This window comes from Bosea sp. 29B (genome assembly GCF_902506165.1).
In the GTDB taxonomy this organism is placed as follows: Bacteria; Pseudomonadota; Alphaproteobacteria; order Rhizobiales; family Beijerinckiaceae; genus Allobosea.
On record NZ_LR733817.1, the window covers coordinates 2460880 to 2487542 of the forward strand.

Sequence of the window (26663 nt, forward strand, 5' to 3'; positions counted from 1 at the left end):
GGGGAGGCTTGCCTTGCGCCTGCCTGACTGGAGGAATGCCATGCGCAAAAACTCATGGGTCCTGCTCGGATTGATCGCCATAGGGTTGCTGGCGGCGGAAGCTGCTGCTGCTCAGTCCGATTCGCCGCAAACACCACGCCAGCAGCGTGCACCTGGTGTGCCGATGACGCCGAATGCGGGTGAGGTGCAGAAGCTCGAGCCGCGCTCCGATCGCGTCGAGGCGCGGCGCGAGCGCGAGCAGCTGGCTCGTGACCGCTCCGGTCCGCCTGAGCCGAACCGCAAGATACCGATGCCGAAGCCGGTGCCGTCGATCATCGCGCCGACTCGTTAGAGCCCGCCGCTTCGGGTTTAGATTCGAGTAAGGCTCGCTACCTATGGTGGCGGCGAGGAGTCATGTCATGAGCGAGATGTCGGTCGCGATCGCCCAGAGCCTGATCAGCATGAAGTCGGCTGCAACGCAGCAGGCGCTGCAGCTGGAAATGGTCAAGCAGAACGCCGATTCCGATCAGGCGCTGGTTGCCATGCTGCAGCAGGCGTCCGAGCAGCAGCAGGCCACGCTTCCCGCCGGCCAGGGCGGCAACCTCGACATCACCGCCTGATTTTCCGACGTCTCCGCGTGTAATGCTCGCCGCGCATGGCCGCGCAGCGCAAAGCCGTGGTCCTTTGCCAGTTGCGCGCAGATCACGACGGTTCTAACCTCCGCCTCGTTCCGAGGGGTGCTCGATAAGAGCTGAGATGGCCAGACGGCCGAACCCATCGAACCTGATCCGGGTCATACCGGCGGAGGGACTGGAACGCGGCTGCGCCACAAGTGCATTCCGCAGACAGCGACTGGACCGTCAGGCGCCCCGGATCTCCTGAACCTGAGAGGGAGGAGATCCTAAGATGAACGCCCATACCAAGCCGCAGAAGAACAGCGTCAAGGCCGCACCGCAGACGGTGACCACCGGCCCGATCATCGGCTCGCGCAAGATCTATGTCGCCGCGCCCGAGCATCCCGACATGCGCGTGCCCTTCCGCGAGGTCGTGCTGACCACCGACGCCGAGCCGCCAGTTCGCATCTACGATCCATCCGGGCCCTATACCGAGACTGACGCGAAGATCGATCTCAACGCCGGCCTGGTGCAGCCGCGCCGTGCCTGGCTCGATGCCCGCGGCTTCGACACGGTTGCGGGACGTGCCGTCACCGCCGCCGACAACGGCCATATCAGCGAAGCGCAGCTCGTTCCCGCCTGCCCGGCTGAGCGCCCGATCCTTGAGGCCGGGTCCGGCCAGATGGCGACCCAGTACGAGTTCGCCAAGGCCGGCATCATCACGCCCGAGATGATCTATGTCGCCCATCGCGAGAATCTCGGCCGCGCCGCCATGCTGGAAGGCGCCAGGGAGCGCCATGCCGACGGCGAGAGCTTCGGCGCCTCGGTTCCCGAGTTCGTCACCCCCGAATTTGTCCGCGACGAGATCGCCCGCGGCCGCGCCATCATCCCCGCGAACATCAACCATCCCGAACTCGAGCCGATGGCGATCGGCCGCAATTTCCTGGTCAAGATCAACGCCAATATCGGCAATTCGGCCGTGACCTCCGGCGCCGCCGAGGAAGTCGAGAAGCTGGTCTGGGCGATCCGCTGGGGCGCCGACACGGTGATGGACCTCTCGACCGGCCGCAACATCCACAACATCCGCTCCTGGATCCTGCGCAACTCGCCAGTGCCGATCGGCACGGTGCCGATCTACCAGGCGCTGGAGAAGGTCGGCGGCGATCCGATCAAGCTCGATTGGGAGGTGTTCAAGGATACGCTGATCGAGCAGGCCGAGCAGGGCGTCGACTATTTCACCATCCATGCCGGCGTGCGTCTTCCCTACGTGCCACTGACCGCCAGCCGGGTCACCGGCATCGTCTCGCGCGGCGGCTCGATCATGGCGCGCTGGTGCCTTGCGCATCACAAGGAGAGCTTCCTCTACGAGCGCTTCGACGAGATCTGCGAGATCATGCGGCGCTACGACGTCTCCTTCTCGCTCGGCGACGGCCTGCGTCCGGGCTCGATCGCCGACGCCAATGACCGAGCCCAGTTCGCTGAGCTGGAGACGCTGGGCGAGCTGACCAAGGTCGCCTGGGACAAGGGCTGCCAGGTGATGATCGAGGGCCCCGGCCACGTGCCGATGCACAAGATCAAGGAGAACATGGACAAGCAGCTGCGCGAATGCGGCGAAGCCCCGTTCTACACGCTCGGACCGCTGACCACCGATATCGCGCCGGGCTATGACCACATCACCTCCGGCATCGGCGCGGCGATGATCGGCTGGTTCGGTTGCGCCATGCTCTGCTACGTCACGCCGAAGGAGCATCTCGGCCTGCCTGATCGCGACGACGTCAAGACCGGCGTCATCACCTACCGGATCGCCGCCCATGCCGCCGACCTCGCCAAGGGTCATCCGGCCGCGAAGATCCGCGACGACGCGGTCTCGCGGGCAAGGTTCGATTTCCGCTGGGAGGACCAGTTCAACCTGGCGCTTGATCCCGATACAGCGCGCGCCTTCCACGACGAGACCTTGCCGAAGGACGCCCACAAGGTCGCGCATTTCTGTTCGATGTGCGGTCCCAAATTCTGCTCGATGAAGATCACCCAGGACCTGCGCGCCGAGGTGCTGGCAATGGGCGACAATGAGCGGGCAGCCCTCGAAGCGATGGCCTCACAGGGCATGGCTGAGAAGTCGGAGGAGTTCCTGAAGAAGGGCGGCAACCTCTATCTGCCGGCGGCGGAGTAGGGACCATGCGCGTCGCTGTGATCGGGGCCGGCGTCGCCGGCCTCGTGACGGCGCTCGAGCTGGCCGAGCGGGGCGTCGTGGTCGAACTGTTCGAACGCAGCGCCGCCCTTGGCGAGCAGGCCTGTTCCTGGGCGGCCGGCGGCATGCTGGCGCCCTGGTGCGAGCGCGAGAGCGCCGAAGAGGCGGTCGTCACACTGGGCCGGCAGGCGCTCGACTGGTGGCCGCGCCATTATCCCGGAACGGTCACGCATGGTACGCTCGTGCTTGCCCCGGCGCGCGATGCCGGCGAACTGACGCGTTTCGCGGCGCGAACGTCCGGATACGAACGGCTCGATGGCGACGGCGTCGCCGCTCTGGAGCCCGATCTCGCCGGCCGCTTCCGGCAGGGGCTGTTCTTCGCGCAGGAGGCTCATCTCGACCCGCGCTTGGCCATGGCGTCGCTGGCCGAGGCGCTGCAGGCAGCGGGCGTGCCGATCCATTACGGCGTCGCAGTCGACGAGACGGCGCTCGATGCCGACCGCATCGTCGATTGCCGTGGTCTTTCCGCTCGCGACCGGATCGACGGGTTGCGCGGCGTGCGTGGCGAGATGCTGGTGCTGCGCACCGATGAGATCAGGCTGAGCCGTCCGGTCCGTCTCCTGCATCCGCGCATTCCGCTCTATGTCGTGCCGCGCGCCGACGGGCATTTCATGATCGGCGCGACGATGATCGAGAGCGATGATCGTCGCCGTGTCAGTGCCCGTTCGGCGATCGAATTGCTCAGCGCCGCCTATGCGCTGCATCCGGCCTTCGGTGAGGCCGAGATCGTCGAATTGCGCGCCGATGTCCGCCCGGCCTTTCCCGACAACCTGCCGCGTATCGTCGAGGATGGCCGGGTCCTGCGCTTCAACGGCCTGTTCCGCCACGGCTTCCTGCTCTCGCCGGCCTTGGCCGGGCAGGTGGCTGATCGTCTCCTCGCATCCAGGGAGTTGTCCGATGCGCATCATTGTCAACGGCGACACGCATGAGATCGCTGCCCGCGTTCTGGCCGAGGCGCTGGCCGAGCTGGGCTATGCCGGCGCCGTCGTCGCCACGGCCCTGAACGAGGCTTTCGTGCCCGCCGGCGCACGTGCGCAGATGGTCCTTGCGGACGGCGACCGGCTCGAAATCCTCGCACCGATGCAGGGAGGCTGAGGCGATGGAGTTCTACGGCTTCACCCCGCGCTCGCGCCTCTTCCTCGGCACAGCGCAATATCCCTCGCCGGCCGTGCTGCAGCGAGCGGTCGAAGCGGCTGGCGTCGACGTCGTCACCGTCTCGCTGCGCCGCGAGGCCGGCCGGCTCGGCGGCGGCCAGGATTTCTGGGCGCTGATCCGCGACCTCGGCGTCAGGGTGCTGCCCAACACCGCCGGCTGCCACTCGGTCAAGGAAGCTGTGACGACGGCGCAGATGGCGCGCGAGGTCTTCGGCACGCCCTGGATCAAGCTGGAGGTGATCGGCGAGGCCGATACGCTCCAGCCGAATGTGTTTGGTCTGGTCGAGGCGGCGCGCATCCTCTGCGCCGAGGGTTTCGAGGTCTTCCCCTATATGACTGAGGATCTCGTCGTAGCCGAGCGGCTGGTCGAGGCCGGTTGCCGAGTGCTGATGCCATGGGGCGCGCCGATCGGCACCGGCAAGGGGCTGAACAACCCCTATGCGCTGCGGGCGCTGCGGGCGCATTTCCCGGAGATCCGGCTGGTGGTCGACGCCGGCATCGGCCTGCCCTCGCATGCAGCTGCGGCGATGGAGCTCGGCTACGACGCGGTGCTGCTCAACACCGCCGTGGCCAAAGCTGGCGATCCCGCCGCGATGGCGGCAGCCTTCGCCCGCGCCGTCGAGGCCGGACGCCTCGCCTTCGAAGCCGGCCCAATGGAGCCGCGCGACATGGCAGCACCCTCGACACCGGTGCTCGGCCGGGCCCTGCTCGGCTGACAAGGAGGGAGCAATGACCGATCGTTACGCCCGCCAGATCGTCATGCCGGAAATCGGCCCCGAGGGGCAGGCACGGCTGGCACGCGCCAGCGTCCTCGTCGTCGGAGCCGGAGGGCTCGGCTGCCCTGTGCTGCAATACCTTGCTGGAGCCGGGATCGGCCGATTGCTGCTGGTCGATCCCGACCGGGTCGAGGAGAGCAATCTGCACCGCCAGCCGCTCTACCGGATGAGCGAAGTCGGACGGCCGAAGGTCGAGGCGGCGCGCGAGGCGCTCGCCGCGTATAATCCTGGCGTGGAGATCGAGGCACTGGCGCTCAGGCTCGCGCCCGACAATGTCGCGGAGTTGGTTGCGCAGGCCGATATCGTCGTCGACGCTGCCGACAGTTTCGCCGCGACCTATGTTCTGAGCGATGCCTGCTATGACGCCGGCAAGTCGTTGGTCAGCGCCTCGATCGTCGGCCTTGCCGGCTATGTCGGCGCCTTCTGTGGCGGTGGGCCGAGCTATCGCGCTGTCTTCCCGGAAATGCCGGCCCGCGCTGCCGATTGCGCGACGGCCGGTGTGCTGGGGCCGGCGGTCGCAACCCTCGGCCTGCTGCAGGCGCAGATGGCCCTGTTGCTGGCGCTTGGCCTGGAGCCATCGCCGCTCGGCCGGGTGATCAGCTTCGACGCCCGTCGCCTCGGCTTCGGCGGCTTCTCCTTCGCCGGGGCGCCGGAGCCCGTCGCCGGTTCCTTCCCCTTCATCGCGCCCTCGCAGCTCTCTGCCAGCGATATCGTGGTCGAGCTGCGCGGGGTCGAGGAGGCGCCTGTTCCGGCTGCTCCGGGCGCGATCAGGCTGACGGTCGATGAGATCGACCGGCTGTCGCTGGATGAAGCTGACGGCCGGCGTGTGGTGCTTTGCTGCCGAAGTGGCATCAGGGCGGCGCGTGCCGCCGGCAGGCTTGCCACTCGGGGCGCCGGCGATCTGGCCCTGATGGCGCTGGGCTAGATTCTTCCCCATATCCCTTGGCGAGCCCGATGGAGACGAGATGACGAGCGACACCACCGAGATAACGCTGGCGCGGACCCTGCAGCCGCAGGAGGTCGCCTCCGTCCTCGCGCGCGTGGCGGAGGTTCGCCCGCGTGTGCAATGTCTGACCAATACGGTGGCGCAGAACATCACCGCCAATATGCTGCTCGCCTTCGGCGCGATCCCGTCCATGGCGATCCATGTCGACGAGGTCGTGGCGATGGCGGAGGGCGCCGGCGCGATCCTGATCAATATCGGCACGATCAATGCCGAAAGCGAGCTCGCCATCCCCAAGCTGCTGGAGGTGGCGCGCGATCGCGGCAAGCCCCTGGTCTTCGATCCCGTCTTCGTCGAGCTCTCGCCGCTGCGCCGGCACATCGCCGGGCAGGTACTGCGCCTGCCGAACGTGCTGGTGCGTGGCAACGCCACCGAGATGGCGGCGCTGTCCTTCGATCTCGCAGCGGCCGAGGGCGTCGTCCGCGTCACCACCGGCAAGATCGACCGGATCGAGAGCGAGGCGGCGGGCTTCACCGTCGCGCATGGCCATCCGCTGATGACGAGGGTCACCGGCATCGGCTGCGCTGCTGGCGCGCTGATTGCGGCCTGCTGTGCCGTCGAGGCAAACAAGGCGCTCGCCGCGGCTGCGGCCTTGACCGCCTATGGTATTGCCGGCGAAATCGCCGCCGAGCGATGCCGCGGCCCGGGCAGCTTCGAGGTCGAGCTGATCGATGCGGTCGCGGCGATGGACGCGGCGACGCTCGCCGCCAGAATGGAAACGCGCCCGTGATCGTTGACATCACCCTTTACGGCATCGTCGATCCGCAGATCGCCAATGGCCGCTCCATGGCCGACATGGCACGCGCTGCGGTCGAGGGCGGCGCGACGCTGATCCAGCTCCGCGCCAAGACCGAGACGACGCGCGAGATGGTGCGCGAGGCCCGCGCCATCCGCTCGGCCCTGCACGGCACCAATGTGCCGCTGCTGATCAACGATCGCGTCGACGTCGCGCTCGCCTCTGGCGCCGATGGCGTCCACCTCGGGGCCGACGACATGAAGCTGGTCGATGCCCGCCGCCTGCTCGGCCCGCGCGCCATCATCGGCGCGACGCTGAAGCACGAAAGCGAGCTGCCCGAGCTGGCCTCCGCGAAGATCGACTATGCCTGCATCGGCGGCGTCTTCCCGACCGCGCACAAGGACAATGCCGGCGCGGCGCTCGGCGTCGACGGGCTCGCCGCCTTGCGCCAGGCGGCGGCGCGTGCGCTCGGCGCGCTGCCGGTCAGCGCAATCGCCGGCATCACCGCAGCCAATGCCGGCTCGGTGATCGCTGCGGGCGCCGATGGCGTCGCGGTGATCGGTGCGCTCTTCGGCGGCGACGACGTCCGCGAGGCGGCGCGCGACCTCCGGCTCGCGGTTGAGACCGCCCTGTCGGAGCGGATGGCCGCGAGCGCCTGACTTAATCGGTGATCTCTGCGAAGCGCTTCGGCAAGGCAAAGCCATGGCCGAGCGGATCGTCCGCCTCGATGACGAAGCTGCCTTCGCCGGCGAGATGGCCGCGCCCGCCCACCTCGACCGTAACGGCGCCGGCTGCGGGGAAATCGACCGGGCCGATCACCTTGCCGGTGAAGGTGCCGCCGGTGATGCTGCGGATCCTGCGGATCCGGCCGATCGGGATCAGCTCCTTGGCATGGTCGAGCGCCAACCGGGCGGTGACCCCTGAGCCGGTCGGCGAGCGGTCGATCTGGCGTTCGGCGAAGACGCAGAGATTGAAGCTGTCCTCGCCCGGTCCGGCCTCGTCGGTGACGATCGTGCCATAGAGGAAGCCAAGATCGGGCTCGGTCGGATGCGTGATCCTGCGGCTCGCCCGGACCTGGTCGGTCAGTGCGCCGGCGGCCGCGACGATCTCCTCGACCGGCGTTTGCATCAGGTCGAGCCCGAAGCGCGAGGCCGGCAGGATGCAGTAATACGCGCCGCCATAGGCGATGTCGGTGACGATATCGCCATAGCCCGGCACGCGGACGACTAGATCACGCGCTTCGACGAAGGCCGGTACGCTCTCGAAGCTGACGCTGCCGACCTTATTGCCCTCGACCTCGCAGGCGAGGCGGAGAAGCCCGCAGGGCGCCTCGATGGCAAAGCGGGTGATCGGCTCGCTCGCCTTCACCAGCCCCTGTTCGATCGCATAGCGGCCGAGCGCGATGGTCGCGTGGCCGCACATGGTTGAATAGCCCTCATTATGCGTGAACAGCACGCCGAAGGCCGCTTCGGGATGGCTCGGCTTGACCGGGATGACGCCGTACATGCCGTCATGCCCGCGCGGCTCCAGCATCATCGCGCGGCGCAGGTGATCATGCTGCTCCCGGGCCTGCCGGCGCTTGTCGAGGATGCCAGCGCCGGTGAGTTGCGGGTAGCCTGACGTGACGATGCGCACCGGCTCGCCGCAGGTGTGGTAGTCGATATAGGAGAGCCGGGTCACAACAGGCCGCGCTTCGCGAGATTGCGCATCAGATGTGAGGTGCCGAAGCGCCAGGGCTCGCATTCGTCGGTGCGGCGCATCCGGTTGACCAACGCGCCGAGCTCGGGCGCCGAGATGGTGACGACGTCGCCGTATTTGTGGGTGAAGCCGCCGCCCGGCGCGTCGCGATCCTTGATCGGCGCGAACATGGTGCCGAGATAGAGCACCGCCCCGTCCGGATACTGGTGGTGCGGGCCGATCATCTGGGCTGCGAGGTCGGCCGGGTCGCGGCTGATCTTGGCGATCGAGGACGAGCCTTCCAGCGTGAAGCCGTCCTCGCCCGCGACGGTCAGGCTCACGGTCGTCCGGCGGACATGGTCGAGCGAGAAATCACCATCGAAGAAGCGGATGAACGGACCGATCGCAGCGGCCGCATTGTTGTCCTTGGCCTTGCCGAGCAGCAGTGCCGAGCGCCCTTCGACATCGCGCAGGTTGACGTCGTTGCCGAGGCTGGCGCCGACGATGCGGCCGTCCGAGGCGACGACCAGCACGATCTCGGGTTCCGGATTGTTCCAGCTCGAGGCCGGGTGCAGGCCGGCATCGGCGCCGGTGCCGACCGCCGACATCGGCGGCGCCTTGGTGAAGATCTCGGCATCCGGCCCGATGCCGACCTCAAGATACTGGCTCCAGCTGTTCTGGGCGATCAGCACCTCCTTCAGTTTCATCGCCTCGGGCGAGCCGGGCTTCAGCTTGGAAAGGTCGTCGCCGATCAGTTTGCCGATCTCGGTGCGGATTGCGGCAGCGGCGGCCGGGTTGCCGCGCGCCTTCTCCTCGATGACGCGTTCCAGCATCGAGACCGCGAAGGTGACGCCGGCGGCCTTGACTACCTGCAGGTCGACCGGGGCGAGCAGCCAGGGCTTGCCGTCATTGCGGGTGGCGGCCGAGCTGTTGGCGAGGAGATCGGCGAGCGAGCCCAGGCTCTCGCCACCGGCGGCGCGCAGCGCCACTGCCGGATCGGCGGTTTCGCAGAGGTCGCGCATGGTCGGGAAGGTCGCGGTGACGTCGATCACCGTATCGCCCTGGAGCCTGACCACCGACGGTCCTGCGAGGTCCGGGCGCCAGACCCGGCCGGCCAGCGCGGCGCGGTCGGCATCGGCCGGCAAGGTGTTGGCGGGCGTGAGCGAAAGCGAGGGCATGGCTGATCCAGGTTGTGTGCAGTGTACAAGATGGGCGTGAAGAACAGCCGCTTCCGCGGGAAATCGCAAGTGCAGGGATGCGCGTCCACAGCGGGGCGGAAATGTCATCGTTTTGTCATTGAACTGTCGCCCCGGCTTCATGCTAGCTTGCGCACCAACGACAAGAACGCCCGCGCGTACCGGGGGCTGAGAGGGAGCTGATCATGACCTTCAAATTGAAGACCCTGACCGCCGTCGGCGCGTTCGCGCTGGCCGCCGCTTCGCCGGCTATGGCGCAGACCGAAATCCAGTGGTGGCACGCCATGACCGGCGCCAACAACGACGTCGTCGTCAAGCTGGCCGAGGAGTTCAACGCCTCGCAGAAGGACTACAAGGTCGTCGTCGCTTACAAAGGCTCTTATCCCGACACGCTGAACGCCGGCATCGCCGCCTTCCGTGCCGGCAACGCGCCGCACATCATGCAGGTCTTCGAAGTCGGCACCGCGACGATGATGTCGGCCAAGGGCGCGATCAAGCCTGTCGCCGATGTGATGAAGGACGCCGGCGAGAAGTTCGATCCCAAGAGCTACCTGCCGGCGATCACCGGCTACTATTCGACGACGAAGGGCGAGATGCTCTCCTTCCCGTTCAACTCGTCCTCTATGGTGATGTGGTACAACAAGGACGCGCTGAAGAAGGCCGGCCTGCCGGAAGCGCCGCCGAAGACCTGGCCGGAAGCGTTCGAAGCCGCCAGGAAATTGAAGGCCGCCGGCTGGGACAAGTGCGGCATTTCCACGGCGTGGACGACCTGGGCCAATATTGAGCAGCTCGGCGCCTGGCACAACGTGCCGGTCGGCACCAAGGCCAACGGCTTCGACGGCTTCGACACCGAGTTCCGCATCAACGGCGACCTCTTCGTCAAGCACCTGACCAATCTCGCCAACCTGCAGAAGGAAGGCGTGTTCTCCTATTCCGGCCGTACCAACACCGGCGAGGGCCGCTTCACCTCCGGCGAATGCCCGCTCTTCCTGACTTCCTCGGCCTTCTTCGGCAACGTCAAGGCCAACGCCAAGTTCGACTGGTCGAACGCGCCGATGCCGTATTATCCGGATGTCGCCGGCGCCCCGCAGAACTCGATCATCGGCGGCGCTTCGCTCTGGGTCATGGGCGGCAAGAAGGCCGACGAGTACAAGGGTGTCGCCAAGTTCTTCACCTTCCTCTCGGACGTAGACCGGCAGGTGAAGCTGCACACCGAGTCCGGCTATCTGCCGATCACCAAGGCGGCCTATGAGAAGGTCAAGGCATCGGGCTTCTACAAGCAGAACCCCTATCTCGAGACCCCGCTGCTCGAGCTCAACAACAAGGAGCCGACCGACAACTCGCGCGGTGTCCGTTTCGGTGGCCTGGTCCAGATCCGCGACATCTGGTCGGAGGAGATCGAGGCGGCCCTGAACGGCCAGAAGACGCCGAAGGCGGCTCTCGACGCGGCCAATGAGCGCGGCAACCAGGCGCTGCGGCAGTTCGAGCGCACCGCCAAGTAAAACAAGAATGTTCGAAGGCCGGGACCATAATCCCGGCCTTCCTTGCCGCCAGGCTGGCCGATGCAGAAATATGCTCACTTCAAGGGGCTGACGATCCCGCTGCTGCTGCTCCTGCCGCAGCTCGCGATCACGGTCGTCTTCTTCTACTGGCCGGCGAGCCAGGCCGTCTGGCAGAGCTTTCTGCTGCAGGACGCCTTCGGCATCTCGACCGAGTTCGTCTGGTTCGAGAACTATCGCGACCTGTTCGCCAAGCCCGAATACTACAAGGCACTGATCAACACCGGCATCTTCTCGGTCTTCGTCGCGCTGCTCTCGCTCTCGCTGGCGCTGCTCTTCGCGGTGATGGCGGACCGGCAGATCCGCGGCGCCGAGATCTACAAGACGCTGCTGATCTGGCCCTATGCCGTCGCGCCGGCCATCGCCGGCGTGCTCTGGATCTTCATGTTCGATCCCTCGCTCGGCATGTTGGCGCGGGGGCTGCAGAACCTTGGCGTCGCCTGGAATCCGCGCCTCAACGGCAATGATGCGATGACGCTGGTCATCCTGGCCGCGACCTGGAAGCAGATCTCCTACAACTTCCTGTTCTTCCTCGCCGGCCTGCAGTCGATCCCGAAGAGCGTGATCGAGGCAGCGGTGATCGACGGTGCCCGGCCGATGCGGCGCTTCTGGACCATCGTCTTCCCATTGCTCTCGCCGACTACCTTCTTCCTGCTCGTCGTCAACCTCGTCTACGTCTTCTTCGACACCTTCGGCATCATCGACACCATCAGCGGCGGCGGTCCGTCGGGTGCAACCGAGACGCTGGTCTACAAGGTCTATTCCGACGGCAAAGGCGGCACCAATCTCGGCGGCTCGGCGGCGCAATCGGTGATCCTGCTGATCATGGTCATCGGCATGACCGCCTTCCAGTTCCGCTTCATCGAGCGGAAGGTGAACTACTGATGGGCGCGGTGCTCACCTTTCCGTCATGGTCGGGCTTGTCCCGACCATCCACGTCTTCCTTCGGGCAAGGCGGTGCTCAAGACGTGGATGCTCGCCACAAGGGCGAGCATGACGGTTGGACGGGCGGAGGCGCGTTCTGATGGCGTCCGTACTCTGGCAGGAGCTCACCGCCGAGGAGTTGCGCGAGAAGGCGGCCAGGGATGCCGTCGTCGTGCTGCCGGTCGCCTCGATGGAGCAGCACGGCCCGCATCTGCCGGTTGGCGTCGACACCATCCTGTGCAGCGGCGTCTGCAAGCTCGCGGCAGAGCGTGCCGGCGATGTCGAAGTCGTCGTCGCTCCGACGCTCTGGTGCGGCATGGCCGAGCATCACATGGCCTTCGGCGGCACCTTCACCTTCGACATTCCGACCTATCGCGCCGTGCTGCTCGCGCTGCTGAAGAGCCTGGAGCGCCACGGCTTCCACCGCGTCGTCATCGTCAACGGCCATGGCGGCAACATCGCCGCGCTCGCCGCCTTCCTGCCGGATTTCGCCCGCGAGACCTCGCTCCAGATCCGGGCCACCACCTATTTCCTGCTGGCGCAGGAGGCGATGGCGCCCTTCATGGACGATCAGGTCAGCGTGCTCCATGCCTGCGAGGTCGAGACCTCGATGATGATGGTGCTGGCGCCGGAGACGGTGAGACACGACCGGCTCCCGGAAGCGTTCGGCATGCTGGGTGCTGACCTGACCGCGCTGACCCGCCCGACCGTCGGCCAGTATCGACCTTTCCGCGAGATGACCGGGACTGGTGTGATCGGCGATGCCCGCAAGGCCACGCCGGAAAAGGGCAAGGCCTTCCTCGACGCTTCGGCAGATGCGTTGGCGAAGCTTCTAAGTGAGCGCGGAGGGCAGGGCTGATGGTCGAGGACCGCCGCCTGGGCGATGCGATCGCCTATATCATCCTGACGATCGGGGTGCTGATCTGCGCCTTTCCGGTCTGGCTGACCTTCGTCGCCTCGACCTGGGACAACGCTACCATCATTAACGGACAGTTGCCGCTCTATCCGGGGCCGCACTTCTTCGACAACTACTACCGCATCCTGTTCGTCGGCACTTCGGGCTCCACCCGCGAGCCGGTGGCGAGCATGATGCTGAACTCGTTCATCATGGCGATGACGATCGCGCTGGGCAAGATCTTCATCTCGGTGCTCTCGGCCTACGCCATCGTCTATTACCGCTTCCCGTTCCGGATGGCGGCGTTCTGGATCATCTTCGTCACGCTGATGCTCCCGGTCGAGGTCCGCATCTTCCCGACCTTCAAGGTCGTTTCCGATCTCGGCATGCTCGACAGCTATCAGGGCCTGGCCGTGCCGCTGATCGCTTCGGCCACCGGCACGCTGCTGTTCCGGCAGTTCTTCATGACCATCCCGGACGAATTGCTCGAGGCGTCGAAGATCGACGGCGCCGGCCCGTTCAAGTTCTTCAAGGATACGGTGCTGCCGCTCTCGCTGACGACGATCGCGGCGCTGTTCGTCATCCAGTTCATCTATGGCTGGAACCAGTATCTCTGGCCGCTGCTGATCACGACCAAGGACTCGATGCAGACCATCGTGATCGGCATCCGCAAGATGATCACCACCTCCGACGCCCTGACCGAATGGCAGCTCGCCATGGCCACCGCCATGCTCGCCATGCTGCCCCCGGTCCTCGTCGTCATCGCCATGCAGAGGCTCTTCGTGAAGGGCCTCGTCGAGACAGAGAAGTAGCCCGCCAATGGCTCAGGTCACGCTCAACAACGTCAAGAAGATCTATGCCGGCGGCGTCGAGGCGGTGAAGGGCGTCTCCTTCGACATCCCTGATGGCGGCTTCTGCGTCCTCGTCGGCCCCTCCGGCTGCGGCAAGTCGACCTTGCTGCGCATGGTCGCCGGGCTCGAGACGATCTCGGCCGGCGAGGTCGCGATCGGCAGCCGCGTCGTCAATCAGGTCGAGCCGGCCGATCGCGACATCGCCATGGTCTTCCAGAACTACGCGCTCTATCCGCATATGAGCGTCTACGACAACATGGCCTATGGCCTGCGCAATCGCGGCACGCCCAAGGACGAGATCGAGAAGCGCGTCGCCGAGGCCGCCCGCATCCTCGCGATCGAGCCCTTCCTGCAGCGCCGGCCGCGCCAGCTCTCCGGCGGCCAGCGCCAGCGCGTTGCCATGGGCCGCGCGATCGTCCGCAAGCCGCAGGTCTTCCTCTTCGACGAGCCGCTCTCCAATCTGGACGCCAAGCTCCGCGTGCAGATGCGCGTCGAGATCAAGAAGCTGCAGCGCGCCCTCGGCGTCACCGCGATCTACGTCACCCACGACCAGGTCGAGGCGATGACGCTCTCCGACAAGCTGGTGGTGATGAATGGCGGCCAGGTCGAGCAGATCGGCGTGCCGGCCGAGGTCTATCGCAAGCCGGCGAGCCGCTTCGTCGCCACCTTCATCGGCTCGCCGCCGATGAACCTGCTGCCGGCGAAGGTCGACGGGCACGGCATCATCGCGCTCGGCGATGCCCTGCTGCAGGCGCGCGATCTGCGCGAGGACTTAGCCGTAGGCACTGCGGTTGAGGTGGGCCTGCGGCCCGAGGACATCGAGATCGCCTCGGAAGGCGCCGCCGGCTCGCTGCCCTTCGATGTCGAGTTCATCGAGGAACTCGGTGCGACCCAGCTCTTCCACGGCCAGCTTGCGGGCAAGCCCTTCGTCATGCAGGCGGCGACCGGCGAGGTCACGGCGCAGCCCGGGCGGCTCTGGATCTCGGTCGATCCCGACAAGGTCCACGTCTTCGACGCCGAGAGCGGCGTCAGGCTGGGGCGGGCTTGAGATCAAGCGTCATGCTCGGGCTTGACCCGAGCATCTCAGCCAGGATGGGGTGCCGGCTGGCGCCCTCTCGTCCAGAGATTCTCGGGTCTACGCTTCGCTTCGCCCGAGAATGACGCGTACTTCGTTCAACTCACCGGCGCGTACTTCACCACGCAGCCATAGGCCTTGGTCGCGGGCTCCGAGACCGCCTTGCCGGCCTCGAGCTCTGCCACCGCCCGGCGGACATAGCTCTTGGCGCCGGTGAGGCTGGAGGCGCTCGACGAAGGCTTGTCGTCGATCGCGCCGGCATAGGCGAGCGTGCCCTTGGGATCGATGATGTACATGTGCGGCGTCGTCTGGGCGCCATAGGCCCGGGCCAGCTGGCTCTTCGGGTCGAGCAGGATCGAGGCCGGGGCGGCGTCGCGTGTCTTGCTCAGTTCCTTGGCCTTGGCCGCGTCGACATGGCCCTGCTCGCCGGCGGGCGAGGAGATCACCGAGAGCCAGACGATGCCGTCCTTGGCCATGTCCTTCTGCAGGGTCTGCATGGTCGCGCTGTTATAGTGCTTCCGGACATAGGGGCAGTCGTGGTTGGTCCATTCCAGGATCACCGTCTTGCCGGCATAGTCGGAGAGCTTCTGCAGCTTGCCGTCGACATCGACGACCGAGAAATCGGGCGCCTTGGCGCCGGGCTTCGCCGCGCTCTGGGCGAAGGCGACGCTTGAGCCGAGGCCCAGCGCGATTGCGGCAAGGCCGGCGATGAAATTCTGTCTGGTCACGTCTGTCATGTCTGTCTCCATAGGTTGGTGGCAGATGCGTTGGCGTGGGCGATGTTATCGTGCGGTAGCCGTCTTCACCTCGCGGCCGGCAGCGCGCTGTGCAGCGCTCACCACCGTCTCGGGCGTCAGCAATTGCGGCAGCACCTCCGCCTGCGCGCCTTTGGTGCCGGGATAAAACAGGTAGAGCGGCACGCCGGCACGGCCGTACTCGGCCAGCGTCGCGGCGATCACCGCGTCGCGATTGGTCCAGTCGGCCTTGAGATAGGCGACGCCAAGCTTGGCGAAGGCGTCCTTCACCTCCTGCCGCGACAGCGCCACCCGGTCATTGGCGAGGCAGGTAATGCACCAGGCCGCGGTGAAGTTGACGAAGACCGGCTTGCCCTGCGCCTGCAATTCCGCGACCCGCGCCGGCGACCACACTCCGGGGGCATCGGTACCAGCCTGGGCTGTCGGCTGAGCCGAGGGCGTCGCGCTTTCGAGCACGAAGGCCGAGGCTGCACCGACGAGCAGAATGGCCACCGCAGCCGCGACGGTGCGTAAGGCACGGCCGCTGCCACGCGTCACGCCGATCAGCCAGAGTGCAAAACCGGCGACGAGGATCGCGACGAGCGCGGCGAGGGCGCCATCGGCACCGGCCTGCATGGTCGCGACCCAGACCAGCCAGATCGCGGTCGCGAACATCGGGAAGGCGAAGGCCTGCTTCAGGATGAGCATCCAGCGGCCGGGCTTGGGCAGCAGGCGCAGCAGGCCGGGGGCGAAGGAGAGCGCGACGACGGGCGCGGCGAAGCCGAGCGCCAGCGCCATGAAGATCGCGATCGCCGCGGCTGGTGGCTGCGTCAGCGCATAGCCCATCGCCGCGCCCATGAACGGGGCGGTGCAGGGCGTCGCCACCACCACCGCGAGCGCACCGGTCATGAAGGCGCCGACCGGCCCGCTGCGGCTGGCGAGCCCGTCGCCGACACCCTGCAGCTTGCCGCCGATCTCGAAGGCGCCGATCAGGTTGAAGCCGATCAGCGTCATCAGCACGGCGAGCAGGATGACGAGCGGTGGCGATTGCAATTGGAAGCCCCAGCCAGCGCCGAGCGCGATCACGGCCGAGGCCAGCGCGAAGAAGGTCGCGAGCACGCCGGCAAGGAAGAGCAGGCCCTGCTGGCGGACCTCGCCGCGGCTCGCCTGTGCCAGCTGCGCGAAGCCGAGCGCCTTGATGAACAGCACCGGCAAAACGCAGGGCATCAGGTTGAGGATCAGGCCGCCGGCAAAGGCGAAGGCCAGCGCCAGAAGGAGCGTCAGGTCCTCGGCCGGAGGCGGCGGCAGAACCACCTTCGCCGGTGCCTGCGCCGGTGCCGCCGCAGCCTGCAACAGGGCCGGCGCGACCTCGGCACTCAGCGTGATGGCCCGCCTGGCGCCGCCCTCCTCGAAGGTGACCACGCCATCGGTCGTCGGTGTGCCCACCTTGAAGGCGGTCGAGCGGGTGAGGGTGAGTGCGCCGTTCGCGAGCGGCTGCTCGGCCGCATGCTCGATCAGCGTATCAAGGATCGGGAAGAAGCGGACATCGCTGGCGCCGGCCGGGAGGCCGGGCAAAGCGAGCGCAAGCTTGTCATCGCCCTTCGCCGTCAGCTTGCTGGTGAAGCCGGCTGGCTTCGGCAGGGCGGCGCGCGCCTCATCGATCCGGGTCTCGGCAGCAGTGTCGACAATGCCGGCGGCCGCGATGGGCAAATCGAGGGTGAAGGCGCCTTCTTCGGGAATGCAGATCTTCTCGCAGACCAGCCAGGTCGCCTTGGCCGAGAGCGTCAGCCTCTCGCCCGGCTTGGCGTTCGCCGGGACCGAGATCTCGACCGGCAGCAGGACATGGTCCTCGAAGCCGAAATTGACGAGAGGCTCGACCCGGATCGCCTTCGGCGCCGGCCATTGGATCGCGCCGGCGCTCACGCCCTCCGGCAACGTCCAGTCGATCTTCGTCGCTTCGCCTGAATCGCCGGGATTCTGCCAATAGCTGTGCCAGCCCGGAGCGAGCTTCTGGGTGAGGGCGACCTGGAAACGCTCGCCCGGTGCGACGGCATCGCGGCTCGACAGCAAGGTGGCGGTGACGCGCTGCGAGGTCACGGCGGCGGATTCGGCGGCGAGCACAGGTGCAGGCGCGAGCAAAGCGAGCGCCATGGTGGCGCGCTGCAACAGCCGGAATACGGTCCGGCGCGGGAGGCTCGTCGCGATCATGCCAATCAGATGCCCGCTTCTGCCGCGAAAAGCCAATGACAAGCGGGTGAGGGCGGCGCGAGGTCGCAGGGTCAGGTGGTGCGCCCGACCTCGCGCGCGACCTCCGAGAAGGGGCGCATGCCGCTGTCCGCCCGCGTTGCGATCGACAGGAAGCGGGCGGCGAAGGCGAGCGAGTCGCGCTGGCTCGGGCTGAGCTGGTCGCAGCGTTGCCGGTCGCCGAGTCCGGTCTGCTCGGCCTGAGCCAGTGCGGCCTTGAGCTCGGCTTCGCTCAGGGCGCCGGACGTCACCAGCGAGCGCAACACGGCGGTGAAGGCCAGCAGCATGCCTTCGAGCTGAAGATTGGCGACGTTCATCTCGTCCTCCCGATTCTGATCGGGCGGTCGGACGGCCACCGGACAAGCCTGCGCCGGGGGCCGTTCATCGGCGCCCGGCGCATCTTGGCATGACAAGCCGGTCAGGGCGACCGGCTTGTGATCAGGCTGCCTGCGGCTGCTCGACCGGCGGCAGATAGGCGCCCTGGAAGGTCGTCATCACATGCGCGACCATCTCGCGGGCGATGTGGAGCTGGTCGTCCTCGAAGGCGATCGCCCGCGGCGAGTTGAGCACGATCTCGTAGCTCGGGAAGTAGTCGATATAGTCGAAGCGCCGGAACAGCTCCTCGGCGACGGCGCGCAGCAGCGATTTCGAGGCGCTGTTGGCGACGATCACGTCGGCATCCTTGAAGGTTGCACCGAACGGCACCGGCGATACGGTGACGACGAAGCGCATCTCCGGATTGCAGTGCTCGCGGATCAAACCGATGATGTCGAGCATGTCGGCCAGCGTCGCATCGTAGCCGTAGTCGACGAAACGGAAGCGCTCCGGCATACGCTGCAGCCAGCTCGGCCCGGGATGGGCATTCATCGCGATCCCGGTCTCGGCATCCAGCCACGTCTCGGTCAGGCCGAGCGTGAAGAAGCAGATGCGCGCCTGCTTGATCGTCGCCGTCGCCTCGGTGAGGCGCTTGCGGTTGGCGAAGGCGGTCTCGCGGTCGAGCAGCTTGAGTCCGCTGGCATGCGGATCGAACCATTGCCCGGGCGCAAGCTCGATCAGCCCGTCATTGGGGTAGTCCTCGCCGCGCAGCACGCGCTTGAGCTCATGCGTCATCGAGCGGACCGAGTACTTGTTGAGCGCGCCGCGGCTGAGCTGGCCGCGATCGGCGCCGCCGCCGCGGCCCGTCTCCTCGTCCCAACTCTCGAAATGCTCGGCCGGCACGCCGTGGCCGCGCAGCAGCAGCGGCAGGCCGCGCATCATCAGGATGTTCTCGACCTCGCGCGCGAAGCACGAGCCCATGGTGAAGATCGGCCAGGCCGGGTCGATCTTGAATTTCGGCTTGTGCTGGACGGCGAGGTAGTTGCCCGTCGTCAGCCGCTCCTTGGCCATCTTCTCGGGCTTGCCCGAGGTCCAGCCACGCACGGGATTGCCGCGCATGATGGAAAGGGCCGTGCCGGCATCGTATTCGATCTTCATCGATCGTCTCCTGGTTCGTGCAAACCTCTCGGCTCGACGCTGCGGACTTCAGGAAGTCTCGTAAGCACCGGGCGTTTGCAGATGGCCCGGTGACCTCCGGGCGTTTCCTCCAACCGGCGCGGTCTTCGCCGCGCCGGGTCTGTTCACATGCGGTGGGGAATGCCGTTGCGGTCGAGGAAGCCGCGCATCCGGTCGTAGGACGCGGCATAGCTCTTTGCGAGATTGTTCAGCGCCGCCTCCTGGTAGACGGCGCGCCAGCCGCCTTCGGCCAGTGCAGCCTCAGACACGACCGGGATCTTCAGGGTCTCGGCCAGTTCCTGGCTGCGCGTGTCATAGGCGACGAGCACGCCGGGCACGCCATGCGCGACGGCCGGCAGCACGCCGTGGACGCGATAGCCGACGGCGAGGTCGATCGACCTTGCGAACTCGTCATAGCGCTCGACGTCGAAGAAGGAGAACAGCTGCTTCTCGTAGATGCGCCGCATCGGCGCATCGTCCGGGCCGTCCCACCACTTGGTCCGAACGAACTCGGCGACGGCCTTCTCCTTCGCGGCGCCATCGCGCAGGAAGAACGCCTTCTCCTCCTGCTCGCCATGCGAGGACATCACCATCTCGCTCTGGGCGTCGACCTTGAGGAGGGCGGCCTTCTGATTGCGCAGATAGGCCTCGGGGTCGGCGGTGTAGCTCTTGTCGGCTTCGCGCCGCAGGCTGAAGGCGACCTTGCGGATCTCGCGCTGGTCGGGGATGCGGATCTTGAGGTCACGATTGCGGGTCCGGAAGATCGAGGGGCAGCCGACGACCTCGACATTGCGAATGCCGTTCTGGCGCAGGGTCTCGGCGCTGAAGGCGCCGCGGACGCCGATCGAGGCGCAGCGCTCGGCGACGATCGACCAGAAGCGCTTCGAAGGCTCGGGCAGCTCGATCCTGCGGTTCTGGCTCGCCTGCGCACCGACGCCGATGGCGTAGACCGGCAGCTTCACCCGCTCCAGCACCTCGACGGCGCGGAACCACTCCATGTTCTCGTGGATGAAGTTCGAGCCGCGCACGAAGACGAAGTCGAATTCGCTGGCATAGCGCTCGATGTCGGCTTCGGTCGGCGACATGATCTTCATCGGCTCCAGATGCGCATAGCGCAGGAGCTTCAGCGTCGAATCGTAGACGATCATGTCGCCGATGTTGAAATAGTCGCTGAGCAGCTTCTCCATCGGCGCGCGGTACCAGCGCACCTTGTCGTGCTCATGGACCTCGCCGGCCGGATAGATCACCAGCGCGCGCAATTTGGTCTCGGTCGCGATCGGACGCAGATTCGAGCCCGGGGCGAGCGTGCCTGTGGCTGCGTCGGCGATCGCGACCGAGTGGGGGCGCCCATTGGGCATACTTGGCAGCGGGATCGTCAATTCCGCGACATCGGCGTCACCGGTGACGATCGCGCCGGGATGGATGGTGGCGTAGTCCTGCCCGTCGAGCATCAGCTTGAGCGCCGGCCAGCTCCGGTCGGGCCGGCGCCCGATCGCGACGACGACCTCGCCGGTGGTGGTGCGCAGGATCTTGATGGCGTTCTCGGCCGAGACGACGGAGCCGAGATTGAGCACGGGCGCGTTCATGGCCCCTCCTTGACGAACTGAACCTTGAGGCGGACCAGATCCCGGTCAGGACCGAGCTTGCAGTCGGCGACCTTCATCCTGGTCATGAAGAGGTAGGCCTCGTCGCCGGTCGTCTCGAAATTGCGCGAGCGCGAAGCGGGGTCGGCGAGGGCGCCATAGCCGTAGCGCAGCCGGTCGCTGCAGTTCTTGCTCCACATCGTCGGCTGCACCATCAGCGTCTGCAGCGGCGACCAGCGGATCAGGTCGTCGGACCAGCTATAGGCGACCCGCCCGCCGGCGATGTTCTGGCTCGGGTCGGGGCCGAGATGCAGGAGCGCGAGCCATTTCCCGCTCGGCTCGTGCCGGGTCAGGGATCCTACGGTGGTCGGCAGCGGCTTGAGCGTCTGGCACGGCCGCGCCTGGCTGAGATCGTCGCGATAGGGATCGACGGCGCGGATGGTGAAGTCCTGCCCATCGAAGGCGCGCCAGGAGGTCGGGTCCTTGATGTTGGTCGAGCGGAACAGGCAGACGCCGTTCTTCTGGCCCTCGCCCCCGGTCGTCATGATCAGCGCGTACCAGGCGCCGTCCTTCTGGACGATGTTCGAGGGGTTGAAGAAGCCGCGGTGGCGGCCCTGGCCGACCTCCTGGGGAAAGCCCGGCGCAGCCACCAGCGGGCGCGGTTCGTCGGTCTTGAAGCTCAGGCCGCCATCAGCGGAATGGGCGGCGGTGACGACATTGTACCAGCAGCTCATCGCATCCTTGAAGCGGCAGGCGCCGGGATGCTTGTCGGCATGGTACTCGGCGTGCACGAGCGCCTCGACATTGCGGCCATCACCGGTCCAGGTCGCCGCTATCCAGCTCTTGTCGCTGAACTGGCTGGGGTCGGCGCTGCTCTTCGCCTCGAAGGAGACGGCGCAGCTCTTGCGGATCGCGCCGAGATTGCCGCCGATCAACGGCCGGCTGCGGTAATGGCTGGCGAAGGCGACGACCTCGCCCTTGTTGTCGCGGAAGGCGCGCAAGGGCGCATCCGGCAGGTCCCATTCCTCGCAGCGCTCGCGTGCCCAGGAGACGACCGTCTCCTCCTTCGCGTCGGGTGCGATCTCGAGCCGGTAACCCGGCCCCTTTGGGGCGGGTGCCTGCTGAGCGAGACCGGCAACGGGAGCGGCGGCTGCCAGCAATACCGCTGGCAGCCAGACGAAGGCGCTGCGAAGGCTCCTCATGCCACCTTCCTTTCCGGCTCGGGAGCCGGCGGCGCGGATGGGGCGGCCGCAGCGAGCCCTGCCATCTTGTGGTCGACCTTGTTCTCGCTGAGGAAGGCGCTCATCGCGCCATAGGTCCGGGCATAGGCTGCGTTGAAGCGATCGAAGCGCGCCTGGTCCCAGTACTCTTCCAGCCTGAACGGCTTGTCGCCGAAGACGTCGACGCTCGGGATCTGGAAGGTCTCGGCGAACTCGACGGTGCGGCTGTCATAGGTGAAGTAGATCGAGGGCGTGCCGTTGGCGAGCGCCATCAGATTGCCGTGCAGCCGGTAGCCGAGGACGAGATCGAGCTTGCGGACGAGCTGCTCGTAGCCGGCGACGACATCCGAATAGAACATCCGGTCGCGGTAGAGCGCTTCCATCTGCTCATCGAGATACCATTGGGTCGCCCAGCCATTCTCGCGCAGGGCCGCCATGCCCTCCTGCTTCTGCTCTGGCGTACCGAGAGCGAGCTTCTTCTCCTCGACCTCGCCCTGGGACATCAGCGTGACCTCGAAGCGGTCCGCCATCGCCTTCACCAGGTCGCGATGGAAGGTCAGGTAGCGCTTGATGTCCTTGGCGTAATGCTTGGAGACCTCGCGGCGCAGCGTGACTCCGACCTGCTTCACCGAGTCGAGCGCCGGCAGGCGGATGGCGAGGTCCGGCCGGTTGTTGCGGAAGGCGGTCGGGCAGCCGATGATCCGGGCATTCTTGATGCCGAGCTCGTGCATCACCTCGGCCGAGTAGGTGCCGCGTACGCCGACCGAGGTGGTCGAATCCGAGATCAGCTTGAGAACGGTCTTGCTGTCCTCGCTGAGCTCGAGCTTGCCGCTGACCGGGGCCTGAGCGCCGATGCCGAAGGCGAGCACGGGCAGCTTCAGCCGGCGCAGCACCTCGGCGGTGCGGCTCCAGTTCATGCCGGCGTGGACATAGTTCGAGCCGCGCAGGAAGACATAGTCGAACTCGGCATTGAACCGGTCGATCTGGGCGGGATCGATGCTGGTGATCGGCAATTCCTCGAGCTTCTCGAAGTTGAGCAGCTTCAGCGAGGAATCGAAGACGAAGGCGTCGCCGATATTATGGTAGTGGTTGATGTGGCTCTGAAGGTCGGCATGGCGGTACCAGCGGACATTGTCGTGGTCGTAGACTTCGCCCGATGGGCTGATCACGAGGATGCGGGCCATGGTTGCGTTCTCCCTTCTTGTGTCCGCGCAGCTCACGCGATCATCGGCGCGGCGGCGCGATTGGCCGGGGTCGTCACGCCCCGCTCGGCGATCAGGCGCTGGTAGAGCGCCAGATGCTGTTCGGCGCAGTCGACATGGCTGAGCGGCTTCTTGATGCCTGCGCGCAGGCGCTCCCATAGCCCGGGCTCGCTCAGCGCCCGGGTCATGCAATCGACGAGGTCCTCCGGGCTGCCGGAGCGGAAGTGCAAACCGTCGACCTCGTCGGTGATCTTCTCGGCCATGCCGCCGAGATTGCTGGAGAGGATCGGGCGGCCGTGGAAGAAGGCCTCCTGGATCACGATCGGCGAGTTCTCCCACCAGACCGAGGGCATCACCACCCAGTCGACCGAACGCATCAGGTTCGGCATCTCGTGGTTCTGGAAGGGGCCGCAGAAGCGCACGCGCCGCCCGGCCGCCTCGACCAGGTCGGTGAACTTCTTCTTGTAGGCCTCGGGCTGCCGGTCGAGATTGCCGCCATAGACGAGCAGCACGCTGTCTTCGCCCCAGACCTGTTCCGGGATGCGGGTGACGGCGTCGATCAGCACGTCGGCGCCCTTATAGGGTGTGAGCTGGCCGAAATAGGCAAAGCGCGAGCGCCGGCCGTTGGCTTCAGGTCCCGGCCGCGGCGGCGCGACCTCGGCGACGTCGATGCCGTTCTCGATCACCGAGAAGCGCTCGGCCGACAGGCCCCATTGCTGGTAGCGCTCGGCCAGGAACCGGCTCGGCGAGATGAAATGGTCGGCGAGGTTGAGGATGCCCTTAATGAAGGTCTCGCGCGCCAGGAAGCGCGACGGCGAGATGTCCGGGAAGCAGGCGTTGCAGTCGCTCGGCGAAGACCGGTAGCAGAGCTTGAAGGCGCCGGTCTTCACCATCTGGCCGTGATGGTGGCAGATCGAGAGATATTCGTGGAAGGTCACCACGATCAGCGCATCCGGCAGCGTGTCGCGCACTGCGAAGATGCATTCGAGGCCGAGGCCGATGAAATGGTGGAAATGCACCACATCGGGCTTCAGGTCGCGCAAGACGCGGACGAAGTCGCGCTCGATCTCGTCGGTGGCGCGGTTCGACAGCAGGAAGTGGTCGTATTCCTCGGCATAGTAGAGCAGTTCGCCGCCGCGTTGGCGCAGGCTCATCAGCGCCGTGCCGGCATGGCGCGGTGTCGGCGCGCCGACCCTGGCGAGATAGTGGGTGTCCACCTCGCTATTGGCCTGGAAGCCCTTGTGCAGGTTGTAGGAGGCGACTTCGGCGCCGCCGAGCGAGAAGGAAGGGTGGCCGTGCGAGACGACGAGGATACGCATGCTCATCCTCTCATGTTGGAAATGGCCAGCGCCCAGCGCCGGTCGAAACTGGTGCGGTCGGCGAGATTGATCAGCGCGCCGACATGCGGGCGGGTCTCGGCGTCCTCGACGACATAGATCTCGACCTCCGGCACCCAGAGCGACGGAACCCCGTTCATCCGGAGCTTCAGGCAGAGATCGAGGCCCTTCTCACTGGGCGTGAAGTAGCTGCGCGAGAAGCCGTCTGCCTCGAGGAAGGCGTTGCGCGACATCACGCAGCATTCGGTCGCACCGGCGGCGACCTCCATCGGGCCGAGGCTGCCGATCGCATCCAGGGGATAGCCGACGAAGCGGTTGTAGACGCGCCGGTTGGCGCCTTCGCCTTCGAGCCAGGCGCCGGCCCAACGGATCGAATTGTCCTCGAACAGCAGGGTCGGGCTCGCCACGCACTGGCCGCCGCGGCCGCGATAGGCGCGCTCCAGCCGTCCGAGCCAGCCCGGCATGCGGATCTGGGCCGCGCCGGAGAGCAACGCCACCGTCTGGAAGCGGCAGGCGCGCACGCCCGCCTCCAGCGCGTCGCAGCTGTCCTCGACGCCCTCGACCAGGACGAGCCGGACCTGGAGCCCGTAGAACTTGGCCAGCCGGCGCGCCTCGGCGCCGAGCCGGTCGAAGCTCTCGCCGGGGGCGGCGACGACGATCGGCAGCGGCCTGACCTCGGGGTCGATCGCGAGCAAGGCGAACAGGCTGGAAAGCTCGCGCTGGCGCTGGTCGAGACCGATCACCAGGCCGAGTGCCGCATCGGCATTGAAGCGGCCGATATCATGCGTCTCGATCGCCTTGGGCGGCTGGATCTCGGCGGCCTGCAAAGCGGGCGCGATCTGCTTCTCGACCACGGCGGTTGCAGTGGAGGACCGCGGATCGAGCAAGCCGAAGACCCGCTCCAGCGCGCGCCGCGCCGGGTTGCGTCCCGGCGCCAGCGGCAGGAAGGCCGGGCCGTGACCCTCGACCTCGAATTCGAGATAGAGCTGCTGGCCGGGCTCCGGCAGCAGTTTTGGCGCGAAGACGATGAAGCCGTGGCTGTTGCGCCGGCTCGCCATGGCCGGGCCGAAGCGCGGATCCTCGGCGAAGGCGGCGGTGACGTCCGGCCGTACCGCTCGCGTCCAGCTCTTGTCGATGGCGCAGGACTGCGTGCCGCTGCGCAGCGTGACGTTGCCGGTCAGGCGTTCGGGATCGAACAGCCAGCCGATGATCAGCACGCCGGTGCCCTCGACGATGGTGGCATCGTCGATGCCGGCGCGCACCGGCTGTTCAAGGAAGGAGATGGTGTCGCGCCCGTCGAAGCGCTGTGAGGCCTGCTTCAGCTTCTCGGTCGTCGCCGGGGGCGCGGTACCGCGCTGCAGCCCGTCGCGCAGATGGCCGGGCACCGTGATCTGCTCGAGCAGGACGTGGCGATCGTAGACTTCGAGCGCCCGCCAGCCGTCATTGGCGCGGAAGAACAGTCGCTCGATCTCGCTGGGATGGCGGATCGCGCACTCCTCCAGTAGGCCGAAGAAACCGCAGGCGCCCTCGCCGAGGTCGTCACGCTCGAAGGTTCCTGCCTCCAGCACGGCCGGTGACAGCCCGCCATGCGCGATCAGCAGTTTGGTCCGGCCGGCCGCGAAGTTCGCGGTCCAGCCCTGCAGGAAGATGCCCTCTTCGAGCGGGCCCATCACTTCGACGAAGCCGCCGGGCTTGGCGACCGATTGCAGCAGCATGCCGACGGCGCGCAGGCGGCGCGGGTTCGACTTGCCGGCGAGCAGCACTTCGAGGAGCCCGTCGACCACGGTCGGAAAGGCCTGGCCGGCCTCGTCGGCGAGCGCCGCGAGGAAGGCCTGCAACGGCATCGGCTTCGGAGCCAGGATCAGGCGCAAGGGCCGGCCGGGCCGGCCGAGCAGGATCGCGCCGGAGCCGGCACGGTCCGGCGACGGGGCCGGGGCGAGGCAGAGGAAACCGGTGGCGTGTGCGGCATCGGCCTGCGGCCGGCGCCAGGTCAGCGCCATCGTCTCGACCCGGTTGCGCGGATTGCCGTCGACCGCGACCGGCACCTTGCCGGGCAGCGCATCGCAGGCGCTCATCACCAGGATCGCGTTCTCGCCGAGCGGGGTCCAGGCCACGGTCGGCGCCGGGCTGATCATGGTCCGCTCGGGGATGATGACCTCGTTCAT

The 26663-nt window shown here is 66.9% G+C and carries 25 protein-coding genes and 1 riboswitch; of the genes, 14 read left to right on the top strand and 11 right to left on the bottom strand.

What is annotated here, in order from left to right; genetic code table 11:
- Positions 1-13 precede the first annotated feature (13 nt).
- The 9 genes from GV161_RS12040 to thiE all read left to right on the top strand — a co-directional run bounded on the left by GV161_RS12040 (position 14) and on the right by thiE (position 7169).
- Positions 14-331, top strand: a complete 318-nt coding sequence (locus GV161_RS12040) for a hypothetical protein (protein WP_152016045.1) — start codon at positions 14-16, stop codon at positions 329-331.
- A 67-nt stretch (positions 332-398) separates the two neighbouring features.
- A complete protein-coding gene (locus GV161_RS12045; RefSeq protein WP_152016044.1) occupies positions 399-599 on the top strand; it encodes a hypothetical protein in 201 nt (66 codons plus the stop codon).
- A 103-nt stretch (positions 600-702) separates the two neighbouring features.
- Positions 703-807: riboswitch (TPP riboswitch) on the top strand.
- 78 nt (positions 808-885) lie between these two features.
- Complete coding sequence (thiC, locus tag GV161_RS12050) at positions 886-2763, top strand: phosphomethylpyrimidine synthase ThiC (protein WP_152016043.1); 1878 nt, start codon at positions 886-888, stop codon at positions 2761-2763.
- 5 nt (positions 2764-2768) lie between these two features.
- On the top strand, positions 2769-3770 hold the full coding sequence (gene thiO, locus GV161_RS12055; protein ID WP_152016042.1) for a glycine oxidase ThiO: 1002 nt from the start codon (positions 2769-2771) through the stop codon (positions 3768-3770).
- A complete protein-coding gene (gene thiS, locus GV161_RS12060) occupies positions 3739-3936 on the top strand; it encodes a sulfur carrier protein ThiS (RefSeq protein ID WP_152016041.1) in 198 nt (65 codons plus the stop codon). Before thiO ends, thiS begins: the two co-directional genes overlap by 32 nt.
- Before the next feature lie 4 nt (positions 3937-3940).
- Positions 3941-4711, top strand: coding sequence for a thiazole synthase (locus GV161_RS12065; RefSeq protein WP_152016040.1), 771 nt, complete (start codon positions 3941-3943; stop codon positions 4709-4711).
- 13 nt (positions 4712-4724) lie between these two features.
- Positions 4725-5696 carry a HesA/MoeB/ThiF family protein gene (locus GV161_RS12070; protein ID WP_152016039.1) on the top strand — a complete coding sequence of 324 codons (972 nt, stop codon included), beginning with the start codon at positions 4725-4727 and terminating at the stop codon, positions 5694-5696.
- Between the two features lie 40 nt (positions 5697-5736).
- Positions 5737-6504 (top strand): hydroxyethylthiazole kinase, encoded by a 768-nt coding sequence (locus tag GV161_RS12075; RefSeq protein ID WP_152016038.1) that lies wholly within the window; start codon positions 5737-5739, stop codon positions 6502-6504.
- On the top strand, positions 6501-7169 hold the full coding sequence (gene thiE / locus GV161_RS12080) for a thiamine phosphate synthase (RefSeq protein WP_244624181.1): 669 nt from the start codon (positions 6501-6503) through the stop codon (positions 7167-7169). Before GV161_RS12075 ends, thiE begins: the two co-directional genes overlap by 4 nt.
- Before the next feature lies 1 nt (position 7170).
- On the opposite strand, the gene GV161_RS12085 is transcribed toward thiE, so the two are convergent.
- Both GV161_RS12085 and GV161_RS12090 read right to left on the bottom strand, forming a co-directional pair.
- Positions 7171-8190: a proline racemase family protein gene (locus tag GV161_RS12085; protein ID WP_244624180.1), complete on the bottom strand. Its 1020-nt coding sequence runs from the start codon at positions 8188-8190 to the stop codon at positions 7171-7173.
- A complete protein-coding gene (locus GV161_RS12090) occupies positions 8187-9365 on the bottom strand; it encodes a fumarylacetoacetate hydrolase family protein (RefSeq protein WP_152016035.1) in 1179 nt (392 codons plus the stop codon). Before GV161_RS12090 ends, GV161_RS12085 begins: the two co-directional genes overlap by 4 nt.
- A gap of 203 nt (positions 9366-9568) precedes the next feature.
- Here GV161_RS12090 and ugpB point away from each other — a divergent pair, with 203 nt between their 5' ends.
- From ugpB to GV161_RS12115, 5 genes are all read left to right on the top strand, one after another.
- Positions 9569-10885 (top strand): sn-glycerol-3-phosphate ABC transporter substrate-binding protein UgpB, encoded by a 1317-nt coding sequence (gene ugpB, locus GV161_RS12095; RefSeq protein ID WP_152016034.1) that lies wholly within the window; start codon positions 9569-9571, stop codon positions 10883-10885.
- 60 nt (positions 10886-10945) lie between these two features.
- Positions 10946-11827 carry a sn-glycerol-3-phosphate ABC transporter permease UgpA gene (gene ugpA / locus GV161_RS12100; protein WP_152016033.1) on the top strand — a complete coding sequence of 294 codons (882 nt, stop codon included), beginning with the start codon at positions 10946-10948 and terminating at the stop codon, positions 11825-11827.
- A 139-nt stretch (positions 11828-11966) separates the two neighbouring features.
- Complete coding sequence (locus GV161_RS12105; RefSeq protein WP_152016032.1) at positions 11967-12725, top strand: creatininase family protein; 759 nt, start codon at positions 11967-11969, stop codon at positions 12723-12725.
- A complete protein-coding gene (ugpE, locus tag GV161_RS12110; RefSeq protein ID WP_152016031.1) occupies positions 12725-13573 on the top strand; it encodes a sn-glycerol-3-phosphate ABC transporter permease UgpE in 849 nt (282 codons plus the stop codon). The genes GV161_RS12105 and ugpE overlap by 1 nt, the downstream gene beginning before the upstream one ends.
- A 7-nt stretch (positions 13574-13580) precedes the next feature.
- Positions 13581-14660, top strand: coding sequence for a sn-glycerol-3-phosphate import ATP-binding protein UgpC (locus GV161_RS12115; protein WP_152016030.1), 1080 nt, complete (start codon positions 13581-13583; stop codon positions 14658-14660).
- A 125-nt stretch (positions 14661-14785) separates the two neighbouring features.
- On the opposite strand, the gene GV161_RS12120 is transcribed toward GV161_RS12115, so the two are convergent.
- The 9 genes from GV161_RS12120 to GV161_RS12160 form a co-directional block, all read right to left on the bottom strand.
- Complete coding sequence (locus GV161_RS12120; RefSeq protein ID WP_152016029.1) at positions 14786-15424, bottom strand: thioredoxin family protein; 639 nt, start codon at positions 15422-15424, stop codon at positions 14786-14788.
- Positions 15425-15469: 45 nt separating this feature from the next.
- Complete coding sequence (locus GV161_RS12125; protein ID WP_201303014.1) at positions 15470-17629, bottom strand: protein-disulfide reductase DsbD domain-containing protein; 2160 nt, start codon at positions 17627-17629, stop codon at positions 15470-15472.
- 71 nt (positions 17630-17700) lie between these two features.
- A complete protein-coding gene (locus GV161_RS12130) occupies positions 17701-17982 on the bottom strand; it encodes a hypothetical protein (protein WP_152016028.1) in 282 nt (93 codons plus the stop codon).
- 121 nt (positions 17983-18103) lie between these two features.
- The gene (locus tag GV161_RS12135; RefSeq protein WP_152016027.1) at positions 18104-19138 is read right to left on the bottom strand and encodes a GSCFA domain-containing protein; all 1035 of its coding nucleotides are present in this window, start codon (positions 19136-19138) and stop codon (positions 18104-18106) included.
- A gap of 143 nt (positions 19139-19281) precedes the next feature.
- Entirely contained in the window at positions 19282-20742 is a 1461-nt protein-coding gene (locus tag GV161_RS12140) for a polysaccharide pyruvyl transferase family protein (RefSeq protein WP_152016026.1), read from the bottom strand.
- A complete protein-coding gene (locus GV161_RS12145; RefSeq protein WP_152016025.1) occupies positions 20739-21941 on the bottom strand; it encodes a hypothetical protein in 1203 nt (400 codons plus the stop codon). The genes GV161_RS12140 and GV161_RS12145 overlap by 4 nt, the downstream gene beginning before the upstream one ends.
- Positions 21938-23143, bottom strand: coding sequence for a polysaccharide pyruvyl transferase family protein (locus GV161_RS12150; protein ID WP_152016024.1), 1206 nt, complete (start codon positions 23141-23143; stop codon positions 21938-21940). The genes GV161_RS12145 and GV161_RS12150 overlap by 4 nt, the downstream gene beginning before the upstream one ends.
- 32 nt (positions 23144-23175) lie before the next feature.
- On the bottom strand, positions 23176-24486 hold the full coding sequence (locus GV161_RS12155; protein ID WP_152016023.1) for a glycosyltransferase family 4 protein: 1311 nt from the start codon (positions 24484-24486) through the stop codon (positions 23176-23178).
- On the bottom strand, positions 24483-26663 hold the full coding sequence (locus tag GV161_RS12160; RefSeq protein ID WP_152016022.1) for a hypothetical protein: 2181 nt from the start codon (positions 26661-26663) through the stop codon (positions 24483-24485). Before GV161_RS12160 ends, GV161_RS12155 begins: the two co-directional genes overlap by 4 nt.

Coding starts and splice junctions, on each gene's coding strand:
- ugpA (WP_152016033.1), top strand. CDS start 10,946: ATGCAGAAATATGCTCACTTCAAGGGGCTGACGATCCCGCTGCTGCTG.
- GV161_RS12155 (WP_152016023.1), bottom strand. CDS start 24,486: ATGAGCATGCGTATCCTCGTCGTCTCGCACGGCCACCCTTCCTTCTCG.
- GV161_RS12150 (WP_152016024.1), bottom strand. CDS start 23,143: ATGGCCCGCATCCTCGTGATCAGCCCATCGGGCGAAGTCTACGACCAC.
- thiO (WP_152016042.1), top strand. CDS start 2,769: ATGCGCGTCGCTGTGATCGGGGCCGGCGTCGCCGGCCTCGTGACGGCG.
- GV161_RS12075 (WP_152016038.1), top strand. CDS start 5,737: ATGACGAGCGACACCACCGAGATAACGCTGGCGCGGACCCTGCAGCCG.
- GV161_RS12140 (WP_152016026.1), bottom strand. CDS start 20,742: ATGAACGCGCCCGTGCTCAATCTCGGCTCCGTCGTCTCGGCCGAGAAC.
- GV161_RS12070 (WP_152016039.1), top strand. CDS start 4,725: ATGACCGATCGTTACGCCCGCCAGATCGTCATGCCGGAAATCGGCCCC.
- GV161_RS12130 (WP_152016028.1), bottom strand. CDS start 17,982: ATGAACGTCGCCAATCTTCAGCTCGAAGGCATGCTGCTGGCCTTCACC.
- GV161_RS12090 (WP_152016035.1), bottom strand. CDS start 9,365: ATGCCCTCGCTTTCGCTCACGCCCGCCAACACCTTGCCGGCCGATGCC.
- GV161_RS12160 (WP_152016022.1), bottom strand. CDS start 26,663: ATGAACGAGGTCATCATCCCCGAGCGGACCATGATCAGCCCGGCGCCG.
- GV161_RS12125 (WP_201303014.1), bottom strand. CDS start 17,629: ATGATCGCGACGAGCCTCCCGCGCCGGACCGTATTCCGGCTGTTGCAG.
- thiS (WP_152016041.1), top strand. CDS start 3,739: ATGCGCATCATTGTCAACGGCGACACGCATGAGATCGCTGCCCGCGTT.
- GV161_RS12120 (WP_152016029.1), bottom strand. CDS start 15,424: ATGACAGACGTGACCAGACAGAATTTCATCGCCGGCCTTGCCGCAATC.
- thiC (WP_152016043.1), top strand. CDS start 886: ATGAACGCCCATACCAAGCCGCAGAAGAACAGCGTCAAGGCCGCACCG.
- GV161_RS12045 (WP_152016044.1), top strand. CDS start 399: ATGAGCGAGATGTCGGTCGCGATCGCCCAGAGCCTGATCAGCATGAAG.
- GV161_RS12105 (WP_152016032.1), top strand. CDS start 11,967: ATGGCGTCCGTACTCTGGCAGGAGCTCACCGCCGAGGAGTTGCGCGAG.
- ugpB (WP_152016034.1), top strand. CDS start 9,569: ATGACCTTCAAATTGAAGACCCTGACCGCCGTCGGCGCGTTCGCGCTG.
- ugpE (WP_152016031.1), top strand. CDS start 12,725: ATGGTCGAGGACCGCCGCCTGGGCGATGCGATCGCCTATATCATCCTG.
- GV161_RS12065 (WP_152016040.1), top strand. CDS start 3,941: ATGGAGTTCTACGGCTTCACCCCGCGCTCGCGCCTCTTCCTCGGCACA.
- GV161_RS12135 (WP_152016027.1), bottom strand. CDS start 19,138: ATGAAGATCGAATACGATGCCGGCACGGCCCTTTCCATCATGCGCGGC.
- GV161_RS12145 (WP_152016025.1), bottom strand. CDS start 21,941: ATGAGGAGCCTTCGCAGCGCCTTCGTCTGGCTGCCAGCGGTATTGCTG.
- GV161_RS12115 (WP_152016030.1), top strand. CDS start 13,581: ATGGCTCAGGTCACGCTCAACAACGTCAAGAAGATCTATGCCGGCGGC.